We start from the raw sequence: 23,766 nt of genomic DNA, 5'->3' as shown, positions 1-23,766 counted from the left end.
TATTCCAGTTTAATTCGTTCGTACTTTTCCCATAATGGTATTACTTGACAAAAAACGACATAATCAAACGGAGTAGGCAAATATGAAAAAGATATGTATTGGAAACAGAATCAAAGGGATAATTCTAAAGATGATTGTTGGCTCAATCCTTTTTTTATTATCTGCTGTACTTTTAGTCTATTTGGTTGCTTTCCTACTTGGTCCACCAAATCTTTCAGCAGACCAAAACACTATTTATTATAATAAGGATGGCGAAGTAATCGGTGAAGAGGATGGTTTTGAAAACAGATCTTGGGTAGATATAGATGAAATGTCTCCTCACATCATTGATGCTACTCTCATGATTGAGGATCAACGCTTTTATCAGCACTATGGTTTTGATGTAAAGCGCATTATTGGTGCAATCATAAAGGATATTCAAACCATGTCGTTAAAAGAAGGTGCTAGCACGCTAACCCAGCAATATGCACGAAATCTTTATCTTTCTTTTGAGAAAACCTGGACTCGAAAAATTAAGGAAGCATTTTACACCATTCGTCTTGAGATGTTTTACTCCAAAAACGAAATTCTAGAAGGGTATTTAAATACCGTTTACTATGGCCACGGTGCTTATGGGATAGAGGCTGCAAGTAACCATTTCTTTAATAAATCAGCAGATGAATTAACCCTTGCTGAGGCAGCAATGCTTGCAGGAATCCCCAAAGGACCAACCTACTATTCACCATTTAATAATCAGGAAAAGGCAAACAGCCGTCAGCAGCATATTCTAACCATTATGCATGACGAAAATGTTATATCTGACAAAGAATACACGAAAGCTAGTCAAGAAAATCTCCACTATGTAACAAAAAAAGAAAGAAAATCGTTAACTGTTGGGCTTTATTTTCAAGATACTGTCTTAAATGAGGCAGCAAAGAGACTGGAGCTTGACCTTGAATCTGTACGTTCTGGTGGCTATCAGATATACACAACCTTGGATTCCGCCATGCAAGGATACTTAGAGGAAAGTATTGCAGCTACCATTCCGGAAACTAGCGAGATTGAAACTGGAGCTGTTGTCATGGATCCAGCAACTGGTGCGATTCGTGCCCTCGCCGGTGGACGTAGCTATCAGGATAGTCCATATAACCGAGCTATACAAGCAAAACGGATGCCTGGTTCATCCTTTAAACCCTTTTTATATTACGCTGCATTAAATAACGGTTACACAGCTACTACCAAGCTCATGAGTAAGCCAACTTCCTTTGAAATTGAAGGTGGTAATGTATATCAACCAAGCAACTTTAATGGTTATTATGCAAATGAACCAATTACATTAGCGCAGGCTATTGCACTGTCTGATAATATTTACGCTGTGAAGACGAATACGTATCTCGGTGAAGAAACATTAGTGGAAACAGCAAAAAAATTCGGCATATCAAGTAAGCTCCCTGCTGTACCATCCCTTGCCTTAGGTACAGCAGCGGTTACCGTTGAAGAGATGGTTTCCGCCTATGGAATACTTGCCAACGGAGGATATCGTATAAACGGACACACGATTGAAAAAATTGTTGATCGAACTGGCAAAACGGTCTATGAGAGAAAAAACAACAAGAAATCATTAGTCCTAGATCCTCCAAAAGCCTATATTCTCACCCAGCTGATGACAGGGATGTTTGATGCGGATTTAAATGGCTATACGTCTGTTACTGGTATTTCTATTACGGACAAACTATCTAGGACCTACGCTGGAAAAACTGGCTCAACCGATTCAGACAACTGGATGATAGGCTTTAGTCCATCTCTTGTAACAGGAGTATGGACTGGCTTTGATGACAACCGGACGATTACATCCACGAAAGAACGTGGTTATGCCAAAGTTATATGGGCTGATCTTATGGAAAAAGCACATAAAGATTTACCAAAGCAACATTTTGAAGCACCAGAAGGTCTTGTTGCTATTCCTATTGATCCAAAAACAGGACTACGGGCTACGCCACATTGTCCAACAAGTACCGTCATGTTCTTTGAAAAGGGAACCGAGCCAGAATTCCATTGTTCCGAACATTATAATGGAGAAGAAATAAAGCACGAAGAGAAGAAGGAAAAGAAAGAAAAAGGGCTGTTCCAACGATGGTTTGAGGTGTTTTTTGACTAAAGTAGATGCATCATTATTGAATTTTAGTTAGGTTTTTTTGAACTTTTGGTTGTGGTTCTATTTAGAAAACAAAAGAAGCCGACGTACAGCAAGTGTCCAGCTTGCATGTCGTCGGCTTCTTTTTTGTCCTAGTAATACATGAGTAAGCCCATGTATTACTAAGTTTACAAATTTCTTAAGTAAAGTACAAGATTTTAGCTAAAGATTCACTTTTCAGACACAATTTGTTCACTTTTTTAGCAGTAACTGTCAGTGAATATCCCCTAACAAGAATTGGAAATAGATTTCCACTTCCCTATTTAGGAAGATTTAAGCACCCCTTCAATATGAGAATCAATTTTTCTTACTAATCATAGACAAATTACAATTTAATGACATATTTTACAAAGATGTGAAACCTTTTTAACAGTTGAAACGTCTTATATTCATGTAAATACGACATTTTTTTCAAAAAAGATGATTCAAAGAAAACAAATAGTGCTATTATGTTTTAGGAGATTGTGAAAAGAGAGGGGAACAATTGGTTGAAAGTCGTAAGAACATTAATTGACAACACGTTTGCAAAAATGACAGGTCAGACCTTATATTATTTAGTCATTTTAATTTTACTTGTACTCATTTATGGATTCCACGATATGAATGCTGGACCATTTATTTATAATGAATTTTAAAGTGAGTGCAAAAAAGGGCCTTGAAGTTGATACATGGATTCTTATCCTATCAAAATGACCAACTAAGTCCTTATTGAACATGCATTAGAGAAAAAGAGAGGTAAAGAGAATATGAACATACTAAAAGCAATCCAACAAAATTCGATAGGCTATTCCGAAAAAATTGCTTTTAAGAGTGAAGATAGATCGATAACATATGGAGAGCTGTGGGAACAGTCTGACCAATTGGCTGCATATTTATTAAATCAATCCAGCCAAGCTAAGTCCCCAATTATCGTCTATGGACACATGAAACCAGAAGTACTTATTTCGTTTCTTGGCAGTGTGAAATCTGGTCATCCTTATATTCCAGTAGATGTTTCCATTCCTTTCGAACGAATTAATAAAATAATTGAAAGTTCCCAGGCGGAATTTTTAATCGCAACAGAGGATATAAGCTGTGAAATTTTTACTAATCATCCCATTAAGATTATAAAAGAAATGGAGCTTAAGAAGCTTCTCATAGAAGACGCGGAAAAACCAAGCTCGGAGCATTGGGTGCTGGGTAATGATAATTTCTATATCATTTACACATCAGGAAGTACCGGTAATCCAAAGGGAGTACAAATTTCAGCGAATAACCTTAGTAGTTTCGTAGATTGGATGTTAGTGGACTTCCCAATCGAACGTGAGCAGACTTTCCTTAATCAAGCACCATTTTCATTTGATTTATCCGTAATGGATCTCTATCCTTCCTTATGTTCAGGTGGAACATTATTTGCGGTAACGAAAGAGATGGTTGCCAATCCAAAAGTGCTTTTTGAAAGCTTGAGTCAATCTGATATTGAAGTTTGGACTTCTACGCCATCATTTGCCCAGCTATGCTTAATGGAGCCAAACTTTAGGCAAGAGCTTCTCCCGAATCTGAGGACATTTCTCTTTTGCGGTGAGATTCTCCCGGTAAATTTGGTCAATCAGCTACAGGAGCGCTTTCCTAATGCCCGTATTTTTAATTTGTACGGTCCTACAGAAGCGACTGTGGCCATTACTAAACTTGAAATAACGAAGGAAATAGTAGACTCGCATACAGTCCTCCCTATCGGACATTGTAAACAGGATACAGAGCTACTTGTTGTGGATGAGAATGGGGAGCCTGTTGCAGAAGGGGAAAAGGGTGAATTGATTATTCTTGGCCCAAGTGTTAGCAAAGGCTATCTTGGAAGTCCCGCATTAACAGAAAAGTCCTTTGGAATCATGAATAATAAGCAAGCCTATAGAACCGGTGATGCTGGATACAAAAAAGACGGCCTGTATTTTTATTTGGGAAGATTAGACTTTCAGGTAAAAGTTCACGGGTATCGTATGGAGCTGGAAGAAATCGAGTACAGCATTGCTCAGTCTAATTATGTGAAATCATGTATTGTGGAGCCCGTTTATCGTGAAGAAAAGGTGGATTATTTGACGGCTTATATCGTAACAAATGAGCACTCCTTCGAAAAGGAATACCAATTAACCGCCGCACTTCGCAAAGAGCTGTCTAACCTACTCCCGGCATATATGATTCCAAGAAAGTTCACTTATTTGGATCAACTACCAATGACTGCAAACGGAAAGGTTGACCGTAAACTATTAGCTACAGGAGTATTAGCATGATACCTTTTGAATCCTTTTACTTTTTCTTTATTGTTGGGATTCTATTAATCCCATCTATTATTATGGGGCTTCAAGGGAAAGCCTCTCGGAAATATAATATGGTTGTTACGATTATTATGCTGGCAATCATCTTTGCGAATAGCTTACTTGGAACAATTTCATTACTAATATTCACTATATGGCAAGTGGTATTAGTAAAAGGATATATAGCATACCGAAAAAAAGCGAATAGTACTGCAATATTTTGTATAGGAATTATTGCCTCGATAATGCCTCTAATTCTAGTAAAAGTACTACCAATTTTAGGGCTTAATCATCTATTTGGTTTTTTGGGAGTATCCTATCTTACCTTTAAAGCAGTACAAATGATAATGGAGATTAGAGATGGTCTCATAAAGAGTGAGATTCCATTAGCAGATTTCTTATACTTTTTATTGTTTTTCCCAAGCCTATCATCAGGCCCAATTGACAGGTGGCGTAGATTTCAGAAGGATGTGCATACCGTACCGACAAAAGAGGCCTACCGTGAATACTTATACTTGGGAATCAATAAGATTTTCCGTGGTTTTCTCTATAAATTTATAATTGCTTTTTTGATTCATTTTTATATTATCGTGCAATTACTAGAAACCCATTATTTTGAATTGCATCCAGTACAGTATCACTTATTGAATATGTATTCCTACAGTTTGTACTTATTCTTTGACTTTGCTGGATACAGTGCTTTTGCAATTGGTATTAGCTATATCATGGGAATTAAAACACCGGAGAACTTTCATCTACCATTTATCAGTAGAAATATTAAAGACTTCTGGAATCGCTGGCATATGACGTTATCATTTTGGTTTAGGGATTATGTTTATATGCGATTTGCCTTTTGGATGACCAAAAAGAAATGGATTAAGAACCGTGTTACCATTTCAAATTTAGGCTATTTGATGTTGTTTTTACTCATGGGTGTTTGGCATGGCCTTGCACCACATTACATCGTATACGGCTTGTACCATGCATGTTTAATCATTGGTTTTGACTTTTTTGACCGTTGGAATAAAAAGCATAAAGTATGGCCGAAAAATAAATTTACACATGTTGTAGCAGTCATCATCACATTCCATTTCGTATGTTTTGGATTTTATATTTTTTCAGGGAATTTATTTTATTGATTTACTGTTACTCTATTCGTTCCCGTTATTTAAAGGGAGCAGCAATTTATACTCCGCCTTTTACGGGTGGCTATTGAGACTCTTCGCTCTTTCCAAGATGCGAAATCTCATCTATGTCTCTCCTCCCGTGGGCGTATTTAAAACACTTTTTAGAGGTATTCCATATCAAACTTTAACTTAGAAAAAACAACGATAAAGGAGAATGAACAACTATGGAAAAACAAGATGTATATGATTTATTAGCAGAGGTTTGTCAGGATGATGTAGTAAAAGAAGAATTGGACATGGATATTTTTGAAGCTGGATTACTTGATTCATTTGGAACAATTACATTGCTTGTAGAGATAGAGGAACGGTTTGGGATAAGTGTTCCAATTACAGAGTTTAACCGTGAGGAGTGGAATACTCCTAATAAAATTGCAAAGGAATTAGCTGATCGCGCATGAAGAAGTACTCTTTTGTACCGCTCTTCATTGCGGTTTCCTTATTTTTCGTTTTTTTATTCTTTCCCAATCGTTGGCTTGAGTATTTTATTTCAGATAAAAAAGTTCAGCAAGCAGCAACCAGTTTGAGTCCATTAATGTTTCAAGGAGACTATTTACAAGGCCGAATGCTCGCAGATGATAAGTATTTTCCGATTTATGGATCTTCAGAGCTTTCTCGTTTCGACCCATTTCACCCATCCAATTTTGCGGAAGCCAATAATTTGGATTATACACCTTTTCTAATTGGACGTGGTGGAACACAATCACTAATACTTTTTATGGATCTTGCATCCCAGGCTGATCAATTAAAGGGGAAGAAAATTGCTTTCATCGTCTCTCCACAATGGTTTATAACAGAAGGAATTGATAATGCCCATTTTGAACCAAACTATTCGATGCTAAAAGCGTACAATTTAGCCTTCAATGATACGATTGATCCTGAATTGAAGAGGGAAGCGATTCGCCGTATTCTGCAATTTGATGTAGTCAAAAGAGATACTATTTTGACTACGTTATATGAAGACGAAATATCACCTTCAAAGGAACATCATTGGAAAGCAAAACTTGTAAGACCATTAGCCTATATGAAAAAGAAACTATTAGAAAAGAAGGATTTATATTATGCTGCCTTCGGTTTTCCCAATAGAGCCCACCATCAAGATAACGATTTAGTAAGAAATAAATCTTGGGAAGAACTTTTAGAGGAAGCAAGCAACTACGGAAAAGAACGTGCAAATAACAACCCATATTTTATGGATAATGATTACTACAATCATAACTACGCTCCAATAGAAGCTAAGTTAAAGGGTTATAAGAAGAACGCAACTTTTTCGGGATCTTTAGAGTATCAAGACTTTCAAATGGTACTAGATCTTTTCAAGGATAAAGGAGCAGACCCTATTTTTATCTCCTTACCGATTAATGGTCTATGGTACGATTATGCTGGACTTCCAATAGAAGTGCGTAATGAATTCTATCAATCCATCGTTGATCAGGTAGAAACAGCCGGATTTCCTGTTGCTGACTTTTCAGGACATGAATATGACCCTTACTTTTTAAAAGATCCGATGCATATTGCCTGGAAGGGCTGGGTTTACGTGGATCAAGCCTTGATAGAACATTGGAAACGGTAGGACATGATTTATCCAATAAATTATTATTGCGAAACCTACCATAGAAATCCTTTTTGGCTAGTTTGGCTAATCATTGGAATGTTAAGACATGAGCAAAATCCCGCAATCGTTTGCGGGATTTTTTTGTTATTACAATATCCTGTGTGATCACCTTGTCATTTGTAACTACTAACGAAAACATGAATTGCATAACCGAAATCAAAAAACCCACATCGAATTGATTCTCCACGCGGATTCTTTAAAGCTTTTAATACTATGATTAGAATGTGTCATACATCCGTTGAAATGTTTATTAAGATTTAATTTATCACCCTATAACAAACTGTTAATTGCCATTTTCCACACAAAACTATCTACAATCACATAATTTAATAATTTCCTATCCATTAAAAAGAGGCTGGGACAAAAGAATTTATTTGAAAATAAAAATCGAACAATTCATATAGTTACAGCGTAAACTCGCTTCGGAAATATACTTCGCGTTCCGTGGGCGGCTGGTGAGCCTCCTCGTGCTACGCACTCCGGGGTCTCACCGATGCCTCTCCTCCCGCAGGAGTCTACGTATATTTCCGAAGCTAATTTGGCCATTGTTCGTTTTTAGAATAAATCTCTTTGTTATGTCCCAGCCTCTTTAACGTTCAGCTTAGCCCAAAGCTTCCTTCAACTGTTCACTTGAGTTGTTCCACATCTCGGGATTAAACTCCTGTAAGAAGTTGCGGAGAAGGTGTCTTGATTGCTCATCCATATGTTCAACAATCACATGGCCCTTCAATGATTTTTCCATATGTTTAACATGCTCTGGCATTGATTTATAGGCAATTTTATTTGGACGGTCAACTCGAATTTCACTTCCTGCAACACCTGCATAATAAGGTCCGTTTTCATTACGTTCGACGGTTACCCATACAATCCAGTAAAGCTTTCCATCAGGAACTAACGACTTATCTGGTTGAAATTTGACACGTCTTTCTACATCGCTTCGTGCGTGCATGGCCCCCATATCCACATATGCTTTATTTTCATTTGGGTCCACAATAATAGACGACATATTCTCTAGACTAATAGCACCAACTCCATAGCCCCCATGTCCATCATTCGAATCATCTTTGATTATCGTAAACCGATTCTTATTTTCTGAAGATTGATCTCCGCTCATTAACTAGCCTCCTATTCAAAACTCTTTATCTTCTATTGTAGCATAGCTAGCTAACCAATTTCACGTTAGGCAACCCTAGTGAGCCTGTTTCGAAAGCTCAGAAATGAACTGCCATGCCTCTGCCATTTCATCTTCACTATAATTTTGCTTTGGCTTAACGGTATGAACCTTTTCTTCTACCTCACGCTTAGGTAGTTCTCGAAAATAAAGCATGGTAGACACTAGTTCCAGAAAACGAGAGCTCTTCTCCTGTAATCTAGTAATCATCTTTGTACAATCTGGTAAATTCGTTGAAAATTGTTGTAAAAATGCTGTTCCATCCTTTGTTAAGGAATAATGATATTGGAAATAGTTGCTCTTCACTTCCTTCTTTTCATGAATAAATCCTAAATTACATAATTCTTCTATACGTAAGGAAAGCTCCTCAGAATATGGTCCATAGAAATGAAACTGAAACTTCTCCTCAAATGGAACACCTAATGATTGTAAGATATATATCATCTTTTGTAGTTTTTTTCTGCCTGTGACCTCCTCGGCTTCGGAAAAAAACTGCATTAATTTAGCATGGTTATCCAGCATTATATTCTCTCCTTACTAAATAGAATTCCTATAATATCTTGTTTAATTTCCTCATCTTGAATGGCATATATCATATCTTTAGGAAAATATAATTTATGGTCTGTTCTTTTTTTACCTGAAATGGCTTCAACGATATCTGAATGCCTAGATAACTCCTTTAATGTACCATTTGGCATTACTAAATGAATTGGGAGCCTCTCTTCTTCTTCACCCGGACGGTAAAAGTCATACGGCAAATCGGAAGATGAATCAACTACTAAGTAATAATCGGAATCGATTCCTGCATCCTTGAACAGCTGAATAAGCCGCATTAAATCACCTATTTGTTTATTCGGATTAAATTCAACATATTTAAAGAGGCGTCTATTCATGAATCGCTCACAAAGGTCTCTAAGAATCTCATCTTCCTCCTCTTGCCAAAGCTGGAAATAGTAGTGGACAACGGATTCATCTAACTTCAAATACTCTTCTAAGGAAACATCACCTGAAAAGAAAGTAAGAAAGTGAGTTGGCTGCAATTTAAATTGATAGTTAGATTCATAGAGTTGCTTTGCTCGATGTAATATTTTCGTTAAAATGACCTCTGCACTTCTTGTGACAGGATGAAAATATACTTGCCAATACATTTGATAACGACTCATAATATAATCTTCTACGGCATGCATACCAGACGATTTGATCACTACTTGATCTTCGATAGGGCGCATGACTCGTAAAATCCGTTCCATATCAAAATGACCATAGCTTACCCCTGTGTAATATGCATCACGAAGCAGATAATCCATACGATCTGCATCTATTTGACTTGATATTAAGCTAACGACAAGTTTATCTGAATGGGTTTTAGCAATAACATCTGCTACCTCTTGGGCAAACCCTGGACTTACACGCTCTAACACTTTATTAACATATGTATCCCCTAAAATGATTTGTTGCGTGAAATACTCATGATCTAGCTTAAAAACTTTTTCAAAGGAATGGGAAAAAGGACCATGTCCTAAGTCATGTAATAGCGCCGCACACATGCAGAGTAAGCGCTGATCATTATTCCAATGGGGTCTACCTTGAAAATTATATATAATTCGACGGACAATTTCATAAACGCCAAGAGAGTGATTAAAACGACTATGTTCGGCACCATGGAAGGTAATATTGGTCGTTCCAAGCTGTTTTATTCTACGAAGGCGTTGAAACTCTGGAGTTGCAATCAAGTCCCAAATAACTCGATCACGTACATGGACATAGGCATGTACTGGATCCTTAAACACCTTCTCTTCATGTAGTTGTTCATTTTTATAAGTCACGATGGTTCAACTCGTTTCTATTCGACGATTTTGTTATTATTATATAATAGATAGTCAAGTGAAAAAAGACATGTTTCGAACTTAAAAGGAGACTACAATGAAAAGCTGGCAGGAAATTGTGACACAATCGACATTTCGTTTTATCGACCACACCAATCTAGAATATTTTCATCATGTGAAAAATACTGCTGTAACCTCTTTTGCTATTGATGATGCACTAGCGACTTCTGTAAGTCTAGAAAAATCCCCACCAGTTTTACGCTTATGGTTGCACCCTAAAACAATTGTTCTAGGGATACCAGATGCTAAACTTCCTTATATAGAGGAAGGTGTAAAATTATTCGCTCGTCATGGCTACCATGTAGTTGTACGAAATTCAGGTGGACTTGCAGTAGCACTAGACAGTGGTGTCCTCAATCTATCCCTTATACTACCAGGTGTAAAGCATTTGTCGATTCATGATTGCTATGAAGCGATGGTGCATTTTGTTAAGCATATGCTACAGGATATAACAACAGAAATAAAAGCATATGAAATTGTCGAATCCTATTGCCCTGGAGATTATGATCTTAGCATTAACGGAAAGAAGTTTGCTGGAATATCCCAGCGAAGAGTACGTGATGGGGCTGCCATACAAATTTATCTAGATGTGGAAGGTGACAGTTTTGAGCGTGCCTCGTTAATTCGGGATTTTTATCAAATTAGCCTCAAGGGTGAAGAGACAAAATTCACATATCCTCATGTAAATCCTGAGGTGATGGGATCATTGTCGAAGCTTACTGGGCGGAAATTGACAATAAGTAATATAAAAAGCAGAGTTGTAGCAGCTTTGCAGGAGTTAGGTGATATTGTCGAAACCCCGTTTTCAGAAGAGGAATTGGACGTATTTGAAAAGCGGTATGAACAGATGGTTAAACGAAATGAAAAAATATCGGAAAAACAAAAAGAAGCTTAGGAATTGCATTAAGCTTCTTTTTGCTTTATCTAAAAAAGGAGGCTTGTAACGAATTCCTGTTACAAGCATTTCCGTTTAAAGTGATTGTGCGGCAGTAATCAATGCTAAATTATAAACATCTTCTGCGTTACAACCACGAGATAAGTCATTAACTGGTTTATTCAGTCCCTGTAGGATTGGACCAACTGCCTCAAATCCACCTAAGCGTTGAGCAATTTTATACCCAATATTGCCTGCCTCAAGACTTGGGAAAATAAAAACATTGGCATCCCCTTTTATAACTGCATCAGGCGCTTTCTTTGCTGCTACACTTGGAACAAATGCTGCATCAAATTGAAACTCACCATCAATAATTAATGAGGAATCTTTTTCCTTAGCAAGCTTCAATGCTTCGACAACCTTTTCCGTTTCCGGAGACTTTGCAGAACCTTTCGTAGAAAAGCTTAGCATCGCAACCCTAGGATCTATTCCAAATAACTTCGCAGTTGCAGCAGATTCAACAGCAATCTCAGCTAGATCATTACTATCTGGAGCAATATTAATCGCACAATCAGCAAATACATATTTTTCATCATCCCGTTCCATGATGAATACACCAGAAGTTTTCTTAACGCCCTGTTTTGTTTTTATAATTTGTAGTGCAGGTCTTACGGTATCAGCTGTAGAATGTGCTGCACCACTTACAAGCCCATCCGCTTCATTCATATAGACAAGCATAGTTCCGAAGTAGTTCTCATCCTGTAAGATTTTACGTGCATCTTCTTCCGTTGCCTTTCCTTTACGTCGTTCAACAAACTGGGCAACCATCTCAGCAAATTTCTCATAACTGTTCGGATCTAAAATAGTGATTCCACTAATATCAGCCTGATATTCTTCCGCCTTCGCTTCAACCGCCTCTTTATTTCCAATTAAAATAGGCGTTACGACATTTTCCTTATTTAGTTTACTTGCAGCATGAAGAATTCTTTCATCTAATCCTTCAGGAAATACAATCGTTTTATTTTTTCCAATTACATTGGCTTTAACTTGATCAAATAAGCTACTCATTTTTAACCTCCATGTATGCTATGTTCTTAATATGTAGCAAAAATCTACAAAAGTTGCACATAATATCGTTTAGAAAACATATTTTATGATAGTGTATTTACCTGTCGAATGAAAGTAAAAGGGACTTATATAGAAATGACAATATCGTGACAAACGACCATTAAAACGACAAAATCCTTGATACATAAGTATTTTGAATGATTTTGGTCATAAGACCTATCCCATGATTATGGGATTTAATTGTGATATAGTTTACATATAATAACAAACATGAAGGAGAGATACTTATGGTTGAAGCTGTTGAAACAATGGATGGTTGGTACAGTTTACACGACTTTCGCACAATAGATTGGAGCTACTGGAAAAAAGCAACGCTAGAAGAGCAAAAGGAAGCAATTGCTAGCTTTGAAGCATTAGTGGACAAGTGGGATGCTGTAGAAGAAGCAAAGAATGGGTCCCATGCCTTATATAAAATAGTTGGACAAAAAGCAGACATCATGTTCATGTTTTTACGCCCAACAATGGAAGAGTTAAATGATCTTGAAACAGAGCTAAACAAATCTAAGATTGGTGAATTCTTAATTCCAGCTCATTCGTATGTATCCGTTATTGAGCTATCCAAATATCGCCCAATGAAGGATGGCATTGACCCAGAGACATTGCCAGAAACTCAAGCACGCCTAAAGCCTATACTTCCTAAATGGGAGCATGTTTGCTTCTATCCTATGGACAGACGTCGTGTCGGCGATGAAAACTGGTATACATTAGAAAAAGATGTTCGAGGAAAATTACTTTATGAGCACAGTAAAACTGGTCGCAAATATGCTGGTAAGGTGAAGCAATTTATCACTGGATCTATTGGCCTTGATGACTGGGAATGGGGTGTAACTTTATTCGCTCATGAAGCACTACAATTCAAGAAAATTGTCTATGAAATGCGCTTTGATGAAGTTAGCTCTCGTTATGGTGAATTCGGTGAATTTTTTGTCGGTAACATTCTTAAGAAAGAAGAAATCGCAAATTTCTTGGAGATTTAAGTATTGGACAAGAGACTTCTTATTTAGACAGGAAGTCTCTTTGCTTTTCGTATTGTAGTAGAAGCTAACAATTTGTCGAGCTTAGATAAAGATTGCCAACTCAACTTTTAATACTCCTTGTCTTTTCTAACAATTCGCTATAAAAACGTACTCCCCATACATACGCTTCACATTAACATTAAATTTTTTCTAATTTAATTCTATAGGCATATCACCTTCCGCCTACTCATACATATAATCTTAGTAGACCTTGGAATGAAATGAGGTGTACCCATGGCTGTCATTGCATTTACAGAAAAGAATGTGGACTTACTAGCACGATTAATGCGAGCAGAGGCAGAAGGGGAAGGCCAACTCGGAATGCTAATGGTCGGAAATGTAGGAGTTAACCGGATTCTTGCTAATTGCTTAGATTTTAAAGATATTCGCACAATGAATCAAATGGTTTTTCAAAACCCAGGGGGATTTGAAGCAACACAAAAGGGCTATTTTTATCAGCGAGCGAGAGAGTCAGAAAAACGATTAGCTCGCAGAACAATAAATGGGGAAAGATTCCACCCTGCAACTAATTCACTATGGTTTTTTAAACCGCAGGGGAATTGTCCTGCCCAGTGGTTTAATCAGTGGAATAGTGGAAGGTTTAAGTCTCACTGTTTTTATTCCCCTACCCAATCAGATTGTCCTTCAGTATTTTAGGGAAAATATTTATTTAGGAGGTTTTATTATGTCAGACAACCAAGGAAATGCACAGCACAACCCAAATTTCGGGCAAAATCCTTATTACTATTTCCCACAATCTTCCCCAGCCTACTATCCTGCATATCCATATCGCCAATTTGCTGGGCAGCCAACACAAGCACCTACTTCAACTACCATCAATGTCCCAGGAATGTTACCAGCAGAACAATCATATATTGAAAATATATTACGCTTAAACCGTGGGAAAATGGCAACAGTTTACATGACGTTTGAAAATAACCCAGAATGGAATGCAAAGGTATTCAGAGGCGTTATTGAAGCAGCTGGTCGAGACCATCTCATCATTAGTGATCCTCAAACTGGAAGACGATACTTATTATTAATGGTTTATCTTGATTATGTAACGTTCGATGAGGAAATCAATTATACCTATCCATTTAGCGGAAGTGGAGGCAGCCAATTAGCAAGCTATTCTCCAAGGTAATTAATTTCTAGAAGCAATAAGGATGGTACCGGCTTGTTGTACCATCCTTTTTACATAAAAATTCTACCTATAACGTGTGAGGCGATTTCATGCGACATCCATACGAAAAATTTATTCGTGGCGAACTAGTTGCCATTGGATTGGCAGTGTTTTTTGGTCTTATTGCTCTAATACAAGGTGTCTTTTTACTTATCATCCTTGGCTTATTTCTAGTTGCTGCTAGTCTCATTTGTGATGGACTTATTGCTCTGTATATGCAAAATCAAATACACGGTGTGAAACAACTATTGCGTTCCATCTTATTAATTCTATTTGTAACAATTTTATTAATCCTCTTATAAGAACTTTATAATTGTATAACCAAGAACCACCCAACCAATTAGAAATAAAACGCCACCTAGAGGTGTAATCATAGCAAATAGTTTGATTCCAGAAGTAGAATATACATATAAGCTTCCAGAGAAAAGGATAATACCAATGAAGAACAACCACCCAGCCCAGTTCAGACTACCGGATTGTATTTTCATTCCGATTAACCCCGTAACAAAAAGTGCTACCGTATGAAACATTTGGTAGGTTACGGCCTTCTCCCACGTACCTAACGCTTTTTCTGTTAGTTTCCCTTCTAAGCCATGTGCACCAAAAGCACCAAGAGCAACTGCTAAGAATCCATTTATTGCCCCAAGAATTAAAAATAACTTCAATTACTTCCACTCCTTAAAAATCAAAAATTGATTCTCCATTCCCATCCTCTTCATCAAGGTCAATGGATTTCTTAAACGTTTGTGCTGATCCAGTTCCAGTTGATTTATCTACACCAAGCATAGCCTTAAGTTCAGCAGCAGTGATGTCATTCACCTTTGGTGATTCCATTAAACCCTCGTTCCTGTCTTCTTCTAAAAACAAATCACAAAGCAAACGAATTTTTTCAATATGTTTAAGCATTTTTTCTTGCTGGTGTTGACTGTCCTTTGCCTGCTGTATTTCTTGCATCATTTTTATGAGAATGGTTTCATTTGCAACTGCCATGTTGACACTCCTCTTTCACTTTATCTCATATGGTACTATCATACCGAATTCCACGGTCAACTGGAAGCAATTCGGTGTGATCTTCTATTCACAGACAAATAGTGAAAAACTGCATAATAAAAAGCCTTGATAAGATCAAGACTTTCCAAATTATCTCGATGGGGATTATAAATCTTACGCGCTTTGTTCCTTCTCTTCTTCTACATAGCGATTGAAAACCCATTGCAAAAATTTCACTTCATCTAGCGTTAGCTCTCTATCTAACTTATTCTTTATGTCATAGTAAATTTGCAAATAGCTTTTCATACACCGCAAATCCCCTTTCAACTATACTAGTATCTACATCATATATTTTTTTGAATATATACGCAATAAAGTTTATAAAAATGGTAAAAATGGACTAGAATGCATAATAGTAAACATCTTGAAACTAAATAAGACCGTACAAACTAACTATATAGCATTTATCAAATTGTACCTCTCAATTCTATAACTTTTATACTAGTCAAATTCCGAGTCTATTAACCTATAATAATTCATTTTGACAAATATTTATGCATCCCTTATACTAGTAAAGGTTATTTATGATGAAAATGAAAAAGGCGGGATTGGATGAGAAAGTCTTATACAATAGGAGAACATCTGAAATTTATCATTCCCTCATTAATCGGAATCTTATTGTTTATTGTTCCATTAAAAACAGCCGAAGGATTCACTATCCCCATTGCAATAATGGCAAATTGGGTACAGGACAAGCTGGCGAACCAGCTTTCTTTGATAATGATGCTAATTATCCTAGTTACCGCAGTTCTAACCGTGTTTGCCAGATTAGCTGGAGAGGAACGATTAACAAAGACTCCTTTCTTTCTTAAATTATTATATGTTAATTGGTTTTGGACCATTGCAAGAGTGTTAGCCGCTGTATTTGCTATTATGGTATATTTTCGGATTGGTCCTGAAGCCATCCACGGAGAAGATACAGGTCAGCTTTTACTCGGTAGTTTATTACATGTATTATTTGCTGTATTTTTATTTGCAGGTATTTTCCTTCCGCTCCTAACAAACTTTGGGTTAATGGAATTATTCGGTACGTTAACTACTAAATTGATGAGACCATTATTCAAATTACCAGGTAGGTCTTCTATAGACGCCGTTGCTTCCTGGATTGGGGATGGAACGATTGGGGTTTTATTAACAAGTAAACAGTATGAGGAAGGTTATTATACAAAACGTGAGGCTGCGATAATTGGAACGACCTTCTCTGTTGTTTCTATCACCTTTACTTTAGTGGTTATTGCCCAGGTTAACCTTAAATCGATGTTTATCCCTTTCTATTTAACAGTTTTAATTGCTGGATTAGTGGCAGCATTAATCATGCCTAGAATTCCTCCGCTTTCCCGAAAGGCAGATACGTATGTTAATGGAAAAGAGTCCAAGATTGATGAGAGTGTTCCAGAAGGTCATAATGCTCTAACATACGGATATGAGAAAGCAATTGACCGTGCAAAAAAGGAAACAAGTGTATCTCGCTTTTTTAAGGAAGGAGCACAAAATGTTCTTGATATGTGGATGGGTGTTGCCCCAGTAGTTATGGCACTTGGGTTAGTTGCCTTAATGATCGCAGAATATACACCACTTTTTCAGTGGCTAGGCAAACCATTTATTCCATTATTAGAATTAATGCAGGTGCCATATGCTGCTGAGGCATCTCAGACTATTTTAATTGGATTTGCAGACATGTTCTTACCTTCTGTAGTCGGTGCGTCTATACCAGCAGAGATGACACGTTTTATTGTCGCTGCTCTATCTGTTACACAGTTAATCTACATGTCCGAGGTTGGTGGATTATTATTAGGATCTAAGGTACCCGTATCCTTCAAGGATTTAGTTATCATTTTCCTTTTACGAACCATCATCACCTTGCCAGTCATCGTCCTAATCGCTCATATACTATTTTAAGCTGACATGAAAATAAAGCGATACGAACACAAAAAAAACCAAACCTTGGGTAGAGGTTTGGTTTTTTTCTTCTATATGAATCTAGAAAAAGGGGGGCTACTTATATATACGTTATTCTAAGGAAAAAAGTTTCATTTTATTGAGAAGTTTTTATGGTATGCTTCATATAGCTAATTTTCCCTTCAATTAAAGGCTGACTAACAGTTAAAACTGGTTTACTAGATAAAACGAAGACAATGAGCATCGTTACTCCAGTTAATAACAATAAGTCCATTAGACCATTCACTTGGAATACATCATATTCTCGGAAGTATTGGATAAAGAACCCATGTAAAAGATACACATAAAGCGTTCGTTCACCATATTTCGTAAATAAAAAACGCTTGGAAGGAATCCACGCTAGAATACTAGCTGCCATTAGGGAAGAGGTTACATAGACCATTAACCTCGCAACCCCACCTAGTTCTTCCATGCCTAGGTCAAAATAAGACTTTGATGCTAATAACCACCCCGTATTAATCTCAGGAGCATAATATATTGCAATCGCAAAGAAAACCATAATTCCGATTGATACATAACGAAACCCTTTTCGTTTCAGTGCCATAACATGCTCTTCTTTTAACCAATAACCCAATAAGAAAAATGGGAAGAATACAAATGTCCTCGACAAACTAAAAAATTGACCGACACCAGCTAAATAACCGACAACAATCCCTAATGCCACTGCAATTAGCAAGCTTGCATAAAACGGTAACTTTTTAAACCAATATAATAGTATATGCCAGCTAAATAAACTGATTAAAAACCAAAGAGACCAATGCGGATAGTAAATATCTGATAACCAATCTGATTTTCCAAGTACAAAGTAATAAGAAGAATAGACCAGTTGAAATAGTATATAGGGAAGAAGTAACTTCTTCGATAGCTTTATTATATATCCCTTATTTCCAAATCCTTTTGCAAAAAATCCTGATAAGAAAATAAATGCTGGCATATGAAATGTATAAATCCATGTATATAATGTATGCAAACCTACTGAGCCATCGATATATGGCTGAATCATATGCCCAAACACGACTAAGAAGATTAGTAGTAGTTTCGCATTATCAAAAAAAGCGTTCCTTTCCATATTGAAATTCATCCTTTACTCTGTTTTTTGATTAGCGGTATTACTTTTCTACCCATCTCAAAACAGTATTACGCATTGTCCAACACGATTTATAGTGGTTGTTAACATCTTGTAAAAGCAATGCAAGATTGATATTTTTTTGTAATGGGAATAGTTGGATGCATAATTTCGATTCTTGGATACATCATTCCTATGTACAGGCGCATTCTTACAATAATCAAGCCACTCCTAAATATTTTCTTAGACAGAAAAAAAGCCCTCATAATATGTACTGCCCCCAAAAGTTAGCATATATATCTAACTTTTGGGGTTCACCACCTTTATGAAGGGTTCATTTACTAGCAACTTTCTTTTTCGCGGTAGTTTTCCGCTTCTTTGGCTGGCTTGGTTTTGGTTTATCTTTTTTTGCTCTATCTAATGAAGCCTGTAATGCTTCCATTAAATCTGTAACATTATCTGGTTTTGGTTTATCCTTCGCTGTGGTCGTTTTATCAGCGTTTTTCCTTTCCTCAATTAACTCTAACAACGCAGTACGATATTCATCTTGGTATTTCTCTGGATTAAACTCTGTTGTTAATTGTTCTATGAGCATTTTAGCTGTATCAAGCTCTTTCTTTGCAGTTTCAACATTTTCTGGCACATTGGGTACTTCCTTCACGTCCCGAACTTCATCTGGATAATGAATTGTTTCCACTACAATGGTATTTTTATAAACACGAATGACTGCTAATTGCTCCTTAGAGCGAATCATCATATTTGCAACGCCTATTTTGCCTGTTTCCTCTAATGCTTTCCGCAACAACCCGTAAGCTTTGCTGCCTCCCTCATTTGGTGACAAATAATAGCTTTTTTCAAAATAGATTGGATCAATATCCTCTAATTTGACAAAATCGATGATTTCTACCGCTTTGTCCTCCTGTTCCTTCTTTAACGCTGCAAGGTCATCTTCATCTAAAACGACAAATTTATTTTTAGCATATTCATAAGCCTTCACAATATCATCATTTCCGACTTCTTGTTCACAAACCGGACAGACTTTTTCATATTTAATTGGTGATTTACATTCTTTATGCAGCTGCCGAAGTGGAACATCCTTATTTTCTGTTGCTGCATGCATTTTTACCGGTATATTCACAAGCCCGAAACTAATGGTTCCCTTCCACATGGTATGCACATGAAAAACCTCCCTTTTCCATAGTTTGTCGAACTATTTTATTTTTAATCCATCCTTGATTATTTTGTTGCTAAATGAACCATCTTAAAGTAGAAGGGAGTTTTTGTCAGATGGATATTATGAAGCCCATTCCGAGAGATGATGTTCCATTAGGAGAGGACTGGCTTTATGAAGTGAAATATGATGGCTTTCGCTGTGTTCTCCATTGGAATAAGAATGGTGAAATAAATTTAATTAGCAAAAATAACAAAGACTTAACAAAGCAATTTCCGGAAATTGTCTCCTATTGCATGGAATATGTAAAGAATGTAAAGAATGTCCTCCCCATTAAATTAGATGGCGAGCTTGTCATTTTAAACAATTCATACCAAGCCAACTTTTCACAAATTCAAAGACGAGGACGCTTAAAAAGTAAGCATTCGATACAAAATGCGTCCAAAGAACGACCTGCTACCTTGTTAGTATTCGATATTTTAGAAATAAAAGGCACTGATCTCACGAGAAAAGACTTTACCTATCGAAAAAAATCGCTTTCGAATTTCTTTGATACTAGCTACATAAGCCGAGGTTTATGGAATCCTCTAGGGATGGTAGAAGCATTTCAAAATCCTAATGAGCTATGGCGAATCATCTTTGAACATAAAGGAGAAGGAATGGTTGCCAAGCGAAAAAAAAGTTCCTACATTAAAGGAAAAGGCCATCAAGATTGGTTTAAAATTAAAAACTGGCGCCTTATACATGGAATTTTAACCTCCTATGATAATGAGAATGGTTATTTTGATGTTCAAGTATTAGATGATAATAAACGCTATGCGGTTGGCAAATGTAAGCACGGGCTAAATACAGAGGATATGAACACCGTAAAGAACCTATTTATTAATAATGGCGAGAAGCATGCTACAAAGTATCATTTACCACCTGCTGTATGTGCCGAGATCCATACGTTGGATATTTATGAGGGGGAGCTTCGAGAGCCAGAATTTAAAAGAATCGCACCGGAATTAAAACCAGAGGACTGTACCTTAGAAATGCTTCAGCAAGACTTGGCTATGCTTCCTAAAAAAATCGACTTTGCAAATACTGATAAACTATATTGGCCAGACGCTGGCTTAACAAAAGGAAATTTCTTAGCCTATATACGAGAAATCTCGCCATATATGCTACCCTTTCTAAAAAATCGACCTCTGACAACCATCCGTTGTCCAGACGGTGTTGATGAAGAGTCCTTTTTTCAGAAGCATCTACCACCATATGCTCCTGACTTCATTGAGGGTTACGGGACTGATGAAGAAAAACTGATACTATGTGATTCTCTAGAGTCATTATTATGGTTTGCTAATCATGGAGCACTGGAATTCCATGTCCCTTTTCAGGATATTTCTAGCAATTACCCTAAAGAGATAGTATTCGACCTTGATCCACCTGATCGAGGAAAATTCTCTTGGGCTGTTCAAGCTGGACTATTCATAAAAAAAATCTTAGACGATTTACAATTAATCTCCTTTGTAAAAACGTCTGGAAATAAGGGATTACAGGTCCATATTCCCATCCCAGAGGGGAGTATGAGCTACGAAGAGACTGGCGTTTTTACCCAAGCTATTGCTTATACATTGGAGAGTCAGCAACGGGATATTTTTACAACAGAAAGAATGAAGGATAAGCGGAATGGGCGTCTTTATATTGATTATGTTCAGCACGGAAGAGATAAAACACTGATTGCCCCCTATTCAACTAGGCGGACTCCAGAGGGAACAGTGGCAACTCCACTTTTTTGGGAGGAAGTAACTATGGAATTACGACCAGAAATGTTTACGATTAAAAATGTCGTAGACCGTGTTCAACGACTAGGATGTCCATTTCGGGACTATTTTGCAGTTGGAAAAAATCAGCAGCTAAATCAAGTCTTATCATTAATACAGTAAAGTATAGTTTAAAATTATAACTCTTATTGTATTATAATACTAAACTAACTATGTTTCTTGGGGGTTCCTATGGCTACATTCACTAGGAGAAAAATTATCTTCTTGCTGTTATTTTCTTCTGTATTAATATTTAGTACCTTTTTTATGATCCAAGTTCACGCTGACCCTACTATACATGCAGAGCTTACAATTTCTTCAATTAATCAGACGGAGTGGAATGAGTCGATTCCAGAAAGTATAAGGAATACACGTAGCCAATCCTTAGATAACATACGTAAACTAGAGGTCTCCGTTTCTGTAAATCCGAATTGGCGGTTCTCAAATATCGTGATTGATATTCCTGACTTAGTGTTTCCAGTAGACCATTATGACGGAAAAATACGTTCTATTCGAGCCGGAGAACAAGATGGTGGTCAATACAATGCAAGTGCACAAGGATACATTCTATTTGATTATAGCGGTTTAACCGAAGAGGATGTCCAGACTATGTATCAGCACCACCCTATTCTTATTACCTGGGATGAGGGTGGAGTGGAAAAAGAATATAAAATAAATCTTTCACAATTAATCGATTAACACAAAAGGTGGCACCTTTTTTAGGTAGCCACCTTTTCATATCTAAATATTATACGCCATCTTAGATTGTAGTCTTAGCTTCTTCAATTGCCGTCTTATCATTAAATATCTTCATATTGAAGTTACCAAGAATTCGTGAGGTTAACGTTCCAGTTACCATAGCACCATTTACGTTCAATAGTGTACGACCCATATCAATAAAGGCTTCTATTGAAATTAATAATCCCGCTAATCCTACCGGTAATCCCATGGTAGAAAGAACGATTAATGCTGCAAATGTTGCACCACCACCGACTCCAGCGATACCAAATGAACTAAATCCAATAACTAATATAAGTGGAATTAAAAAGTCCATGGATAATGGATCAATTCCTACCGATGGAGCTGCCATTACAGCTAACATTGCTGGATAGATACCTGCACAACCATTTTGCCCCATAGTCGCTCCAAAGGATGCAGACATATTTGCAATGCCTTCCTCAACACCAAGCGCATTCTTTTGTGCAGCGATATTTAATGGAATTGTTCCCGCACTTGAGCGTGATGTAAAAGCAAAGCTTAATACCGGTAGTACCTTGCGTACATAATTTAATGGATTTAAGCCAAATACCCCTACCAAGATTAAGTGAATAATAAACATAACCACTAACGCAAGATATGATGCTAATACGAACTTACCGAGCTCAAGAATTCCTGCAAAATCAGTAGATGCTACTGTGTTTGCCATTAGTGCTAAAATACCATACGGTGTTAGCCGTAAAACCAATGTTACAATTCGCATAACAACACCATACACTGCGTTGACCATCTTCGTAAAAGTTTCCGCTTGCTCCGGATTTTTTCTACGTAATCCTAATACTGCAACCCCTACAAAAATAGAGAAAATAACTACTGCAATTACAGATGTTGAACGCTGCCCTGTCATATCAAGAAAGATATTAGAAGGAATAAAATTCAGAATACGTTGAGGTGTTGAAACTCCCTCAATATCACTAGAAAAACGTTCCTCTAATGAAGCAACACGGTCCTGTTCTGCTTGACCTGCAGAGATTTGATCAGCATTTAAATCAAATATCGTTGCAGCACCAATACCAATGATTGCTGCAATCATCGTTGTTCCGATTAAAATTCCGATAATCCATCCAGCCATTTTACCAAGCTGTGCTGTTTTTTCTAAATTAGTAATTGATTGAATGATGGATACCATAACTAATGGGATTACAATCATCATTAAAAAGCTAATATATCCTCGACCTACAACATTGTACCATTCGGTAGTTTGCTGTAACGTATCTGTTCCACTACCATAAATCCATTGTAAGGCAGCACCTAATACAATCCCAAGGCCAAGACCAGTAAATACACGTTTGGTAAAGGATACATGTTTATGTTGCATGTAAATCAGTAAGCCAATAATCGCTACTAGTACGGCGATATTTAATATAACCAGCCAGTTCATCGTAAATTCCCCCTATTGTTTTATTATTAAAATATG

24 protein-coding genes are annotated in these 23,766 nt (G+C 37.0%); 14 read left to right on the top strand and 10 right to left on the bottom strand.

Annotation, left to right across the window (positions count from 1 at the left end):
• The first annotated feature begins 82 nt into the window (after window positions 1–82).
• The 6 genes from HNR27_RS00765 (at window position 83) to dltD (ending at window position 7,221) form a co-directional block, all read left to right on the top strand.
• Window positions 83–2,137: a transglycosylase domain-containing protein gene (locus HNR27_RS00765; RefSeq protein ID WP_429338430.1), complete on the top strand. Its 2,055-nt coding sequence runs from the start codon at window positions 83–85 to the stop codon at window positions 2,135–2,137.
• Between the two features lie 524 nt (window positions 2,138–2,661).
• Window positions 2,662–2,808 (top strand): teichoic acid D-Ala incorporation-associated protein DltX, encoded by a 147-nt coding sequence (gene dltX / locus HNR27_RS00760; RefSeq protein WP_244853447.1) that lies wholly within the window; start codon window positions 2,662–2,664, stop codon window positions 2,806–2,808.
• A 111-nt stretch (window positions 2,809–2,919) separates the two neighbouring features.
• Window positions 2,920–4,440, top strand: coding sequence for a D-alanine--poly(phosphoribitol) ligase subunit DltA (gene dltA / locus HNR27_RS00755; protein WP_429338429.1), 1,521 nt, complete (start codon window positions 2,920–2,922; stop codon window positions 4,438–4,440).
• Complete coding sequence (gene dltB / locus HNR27_RS00750; RefSeq protein ID WP_429338428.1) at window positions 4,437–5,603, top strand: D-alanyl-lipoteichoic acid biosynthesis protein DltB; 1,167 nt, start codon at window positions 4,437–4,439, stop codon at window positions 5,601–5,603. Before dltA ends, dltB begins: the two co-directional genes overlap by 4 nt.
• Before the next feature lie 212 nt (window positions 5,604–5,815).
• Complete coding sequence (gene dltC, locus HNR27_RS00745; RefSeq protein WP_212920322.1) at window positions 5,816–6,049, top strand: D-alanine--poly(phosphoribitol) ligase subunit 2; 234 nt, start codon at window positions 5,816–5,818, stop codon at window positions 6,047–6,049.
• On the top strand, window positions 6,046–7,221 hold the full coding sequence (gene dltD / locus HNR27_RS00740; RefSeq protein ID WP_429338427.1) for a D-alanyl-lipoteichoic acid biosynthesis protein DltD: 1,176 nt from the start codon (window positions 6,046–6,048) through the stop codon (window positions 7,219–7,221). Before dltC ends, dltD begins: the two co-directional genes overlap by 4 nt.
• Window positions 7,222–7,864: 643 nt before the next feature.
• Here the strand turns inward: dltD and HNR27_RS00735 are convergent.
• From HNR27_RS00735 to HNR27_RS00725, 3 genes are all read right to left on the bottom strand, one after another.
• Entirely contained in the window at window positions 7,865–8,377 is a 513-nt protein-coding gene (locus tag HNR27_RS00735) for a YwhD family protein (RefSeq protein WP_429338426.1), read from the bottom strand.
• 75 nt (window positions 8,378–8,452) lie between these two features.
• Window positions 8,453–8,956 (bottom strand): YwgA family protein, encoded by a 504-nt coding sequence (locus HNR27_RS00730; protein ID WP_212920319.1) that lies wholly within the window; start codon window positions 8,954–8,956, stop codon window positions 8,453–8,455.
• Complete coding sequence (locus HNR27_RS00725) at window positions 8,956–10,260, bottom strand: HD domain-containing protein (RefSeq protein WP_212920318.1); 1,305 nt, start codon at window positions 10,258–10,260, stop codon at window positions 8,956–8,958. The genes HNR27_RS00730 and HNR27_RS00725 overlap by 1 nt, the downstream gene beginning before the upstream one ends.
• Window positions 10,261–10,357: 97 nt before the next feature.
• Here HNR27_RS00725 and HNR27_RS00720 point away from each other — a divergent pair, with 97 nt between their 5' ends.
• On the top strand, window positions 10,358–11,215 hold the full coding sequence (locus tag HNR27_RS00720) for a lipoate--protein ligase family protein (RefSeq protein ID WP_429338425.1): 858 nt from the start codon (window positions 10,358–10,360) through the stop codon (window positions 11,213–11,215).
• 75 nt (window positions 11,216–11,290) lie between these two features.
• Here the strand turns inward: HNR27_RS00720 and pta are convergent, their stop codons facing one another.
• Complete coding sequence (gene pta, locus HNR27_RS00715; protein WP_429338424.1) at window positions 11,291–12,262, bottom strand: phosphate acetyltransferase; 972 nt, start codon at window positions 12,260–12,262, stop codon at window positions 11,291–11,293.
• A gap of 287 nt (window positions 12,263–12,549) precedes the next feature.
• On the opposite strand from pta, the gene hemQ reads away from it, so the two are divergent.
• The 4 genes from hemQ to HNR27_RS00695 all read left to right on the top strand — a co-directional run bounded on the left by hemQ (window position 12,550) and on the right by HNR27_RS00695 (window position 14,823).
• Window positions 12,550–13,299, top strand: coding sequence for a hydrogen peroxide-dependent heme synthase (gene hemQ, locus HNR27_RS00710; RefSeq protein ID WP_429338423.1), 750 nt, complete (start codon window positions 12,550–12,552; stop codon window positions 13,297–13,299).
• Window positions 13,300–13,572: 273 nt separating this feature from the next.
• A complete protein-coding gene (locus tag HNR27_RS00705; RefSeq protein WP_429338422.1) occupies window positions 13,573–13,995 on the top strand; it encodes a cell wall hydrolase in 423 nt (140 codons plus the stop codon).
• A gap of 28 nt (window positions 13,996–14,023) precedes the next feature.
• Window positions 14,024–14,482 carry a spore coat protein GerQ gene (gene gerQ / locus HNR27_RS00700; protein ID WP_212920313.1) on the top strand — a complete coding sequence of 153 codons (459 nt, stop codon included), beginning with the start codon at window positions 14,024–14,026 and terminating at the stop codon, window positions 14,480–14,482.
• 89 nt (window positions 14,483–14,571) lie between these two features.
• Window positions 14,572–14,823, top strand: a complete 252-nt coding sequence (locus HNR27_RS00695; protein ID WP_212920312.1) for a hypothetical protein — start codon at window positions 14,572–14,574, stop codon at window positions 14,821–14,823.
• Here HNR27_RS00695 and HNR27_RS00690 read toward each other — a convergent pair.
• The 3 genes from HNR27_RS00690 to HNR27_RS00680 all read right to left on the bottom strand — a co-directional run bounded on the left by HNR27_RS00690 (window position 14,818) and on the right by HNR27_RS00680 (window position 15,817).
• Entirely contained in the window at window positions 14,818–15,186 is a 369-nt protein-coding gene (locus tag HNR27_RS00690) for a DUF423 domain-containing protein (RefSeq protein ID WP_212920311.1), read from the bottom strand. The genes HNR27_RS00695 and HNR27_RS00690 overlap by 6 nt on opposite strands.
• 13 nt (window positions 15,187–15,199) lie before the next feature.
• Entirely contained in the window at window positions 15,200–15,511 is a 312-nt protein-coding gene (locus HNR27_RS00685) for a YwdI family protein (RefSeq protein ID WP_429338421.1), read from the bottom strand.
• Between the two features lie 174 nt (window positions 15,512–15,685).
• Window positions 15,686–15,817 (bottom strand): hypothetical protein, encoded by a 132-nt coding sequence (locus tag HNR27_RS00680; RefSeq protein ID WP_280530737.1) that lies wholly within the window; start codon window positions 15,815–15,817, stop codon window positions 15,686–15,688.
• A gap of 306 nt (window positions 15,818–16,123) precedes the next feature.
• Between HNR27_RS00680 and HNR27_RS00675 the strand changes: the two genes are divergently transcribed.
• A complete protein-coding gene (locus HNR27_RS00675) occupies window positions 16,124–17,470 on the top strand; it encodes a YjiH family protein (RefSeq protein ID WP_429338420.1) in 1,347 nt (448 codons plus the stop codon).
• A 136-nt stretch (window positions 17,471–17,606) separates the two neighbouring features.
• Here the strand turns inward: HNR27_RS00675 and HNR27_RS00670 are convergent, their stop codons facing one another.
• Entirely contained in the window at window positions 17,607–18,599 is a 993-nt protein-coding gene (locus HNR27_RS00670; protein ID WP_212920308.1) for an acyltransferase family protein, read from the bottom strand.
• Window positions 18,600–18,930: 331 nt separating this feature from the next.
• On the bottom strand, window positions 18,931–19,773 hold the full coding sequence (gene ku / locus HNR27_RS00665) for a non-homologous end joining protein Ku (RefSeq protein WP_429338419.1): 843 nt from the start codon (window positions 19,771–19,773) through the stop codon (window positions 18,931–18,933).
• 110 nt (window positions 19,774–19,883) lie between these two features.
• Between ku and HNR27_RS00660 the strand changes: the two genes are divergently transcribed.
• Both HNR27_RS00660 and HNR27_RS00655 read left to right on the top strand, forming a co-directional pair.
• On the top strand, window positions 19,884–21,695 hold the full coding sequence (locus tag HNR27_RS00660) for a DNA ligase D (RefSeq protein ID WP_429338418.1): 1,812 nt from the start codon (window positions 19,884–19,886) through the stop codon (window positions 21,693–21,695).
• Between the two features lie 69 nt (window positions 21,696–21,764).
• Window positions 21,765–22,271, top strand: a complete 507-nt coding sequence (locus HNR27_RS00655) for a hypothetical protein (protein WP_429338417.1) — start codon at window positions 21,765–21,767, stop codon at window positions 22,269–22,271.
• 61 nt (window positions 22,272–22,332) lie between these two features.
• Here the strand turns inward: HNR27_RS00655 and HNR27_RS00650 are convergent, their stop codons facing one another.
• A complete protein-coding gene (locus tag HNR27_RS00650) occupies window positions 22,333–23,730 on the bottom strand; it encodes an L-cystine transporter (RefSeq protein ID WP_212920304.1) in 1,398 nt (465 codons plus the stop codon).
• Between the last annotated feature and the right edge of the window lie 36 nt (window positions 23,731–23,766).

It is taken from the genome of Ornithinibacillus bavariensis, assembly GCF_050433565.1.
GTDB lineage: Bacteria > Bacillota > Bacilli > Bacillales > Amphibacillaceae > Ornithinibacillus > Ornithinibacillus bavariensis.
This window is presented reverse-complemented; position numbering and strand designations above follow the sequence as displayed.